Below are 2028 nucleotides of genomic sequence, written 5' to 3'. Positions count from 1 at the left end.
AACTGCTGGCCCGCGCGGGCCGCGAGGTGATCGGCGTCGACATCAGCGAGAGCGCCGCCCGCCGGGCCTTCGCCGCGCTGGAGACCGCCACCGCCCGCGCCGTGCGCCGCGAGCGGATGACCGAGCGGGAGCGCGAGGACGCGCTGGCCCGCTTCCGCGCCCGCACCGATCTGCGGGCCGCGGCCGACGCCGACCTGGTGATCGAGGTCGTGCCCGAGAGCTATGACATCAAGCGGGAGGTCTTCACCGCCCTGGACGCCGTCGTCCGGCCCGACGCCATCCTGGCGACCGGCACCAACGCGCTGTCCGTGACCCGGCTGGCCGCCGACTCCGCCCACCCGGAACGCGTTCTCGGCCTGCACTTCTTCCACCCCGCGCCCGCCATGAAGCTCGTCGAGATCGTCTCCAGCGTGCTGACCTCCCCGGCCGCCGTCGCCGCGGTCACCGCACTCGCCCGCGACCTCGGCAAGGAGCCGGTCGCGCTCGGCGACCGGCCGGGGTTCGTCGCCGACGGGCTGCTGTTCGGCTATCTCAACCAGGCCGCCGCGATGTACGAGGCGAAGTACGCGGCGCGCGAGGACATCGACGCCGCGATGCGGCTGGGCTGCGGCCTGCCGATGGGCCCGCTGGCGCTGCTCGACCTGGTCGGCATCGACACGGCCCGTACCGTCCTGGAAGCCATGTACGCGGCCTCCGGCGACCGGCTGCACGCGCCCGCGCCCATCCTGGGCCAGCTCGCCGAGGCCGGGCTCACCGGCCGCAAGGCGGGCCGCGGCTTCTATACGTACGAGGCGCCGGGCAGCGGCGCCGTCATCCCGGACGCGCTGACCCCGGACCCCGCCACCCAGGCCGCGGCCACCGCGCGCCCGGTCCGTACGGTGGGCGTCGCCGGCTCGGGCACCATGGCGAGCGGGATCGCCGAGGTCTTCGCCAAAGCCGGCCAGGACGTCGTACTGGCCGCCCGCACCCCGGAGAAGGCGGAGGCCGCCAAGTCCAGGATCGCCCGGTCCCTGGAGCGATCGGTGGCCAAGGGCCGGCTGAGCGAGCAGGCCCGCGACGAGACACTGGCCCGGATCGCCCCCGCCGGCTCGCTGGACGCCTTCGCGGACGTGGACCTGGCCGTCGAGGCGGTCGCGGAGGACCTGGCCGTCAAACAGCAGCTCTTCGCGACCCTCGACAAGGTCTGCAAACCAGGCGCGGTACTGGCCACGACCACCTCCTCCCTCCCCGTCATCGCCTGCGCCCGCGCGACCTCGCGCCCGCAGGACGTGATCGGCCTGCACTTCTTCAACCCGGCGCCCGCGATGAAACTGGTCGAGGTGGTGCGTACGGTCCTCACGGCCGACGACGTGCGGGCCACCGCGCACACGGTCTGCCGGGCCGTGCGCAAACACCCGGTGGACTGCGGCGACCGGGCCGGCTTCATCGTCAACGCCCTGCTGTTCCCGTATCTCAACAACGCGGTGAAGATGGTCCAGGAGCACTACGCCTCGCCGGACGCCATCGACGCCGCGATGAAGCTCGGCGGCGGCTATCCGATGGGGCCCTTCGAGCTGTTGGACGTCGTGGGCCTGGATGTGTCCCTGGCCATTGAGAAGGTGCTGCACCGCGAGTTCCGGGAGCCGGGCCTCGCACCCGCGCCGCTGCTGGAGCACCTGGTCGCGGCGGGGTGCCTGGGGCGGAAGACGGGGCGCGGCTTCCGCGAGTATGCGAAGGCCTGAGGAGCAGCCGGCCTGGGGCGGGCTGCTGGAGCCCGCCCCGGATCCGCCTCCAGCTCCACCTCCCGCGGCCCCAGGGGTCCAGGGGGCATCCCCCCGGAAAATGCAGTACGTTCCCCACATGTCCCAGCCTCTGAAGGCCACTCGTACGCCGCGTACGAACCGCTCGAACTCCTCCACCGGCAGCGGCAGCACCGGCAACCGCCGGGCCTCCGCGCAGCGCCTCACCATGCGCCGCAAACTGGCGGCCGCGGCGATGGAGTTGTTCGCCACCCAGGGCTATGAGGCGACGACGGTCGACGAGATCGCG

Annotated in this window: 2 protein-coding genes; both read left to right on the top strand. The window is 73.2% G+C overall.

What is annotated here, in order from left to right:
* Positions 1-1721: 3-hydroxyacyl-CoA dehydrogenase family protein (locus tag CCN51_RS50065; protein ID WP_086861158.1), on the top strand; the 1721-nt coding region annotated here is incomplete at its 5' end.
* Between the two features lie 100 nt (positions 1722-1821).
* Positions 1822-2028 (top strand): TetR family transcriptional regulator (locus CCN51_RS50060; RefSeq protein WP_245881863.1); only part of this gene is annotated, 207 nt, incomplete at its 3' end.

Source organism: Streptomyces milbemycinicus (assembly GCF_002154605.1).
GTDB classification, from domain to species: domain Bacteria; phylum Actinomycetota; class Actinomycetes; order Streptomycetales; family Streptomycetaceae; genus Streptomyces; species Streptomyces milbemycinicus.
This window is presented reverse-complemented; position numbering and strand designations above follow the sequence as displayed.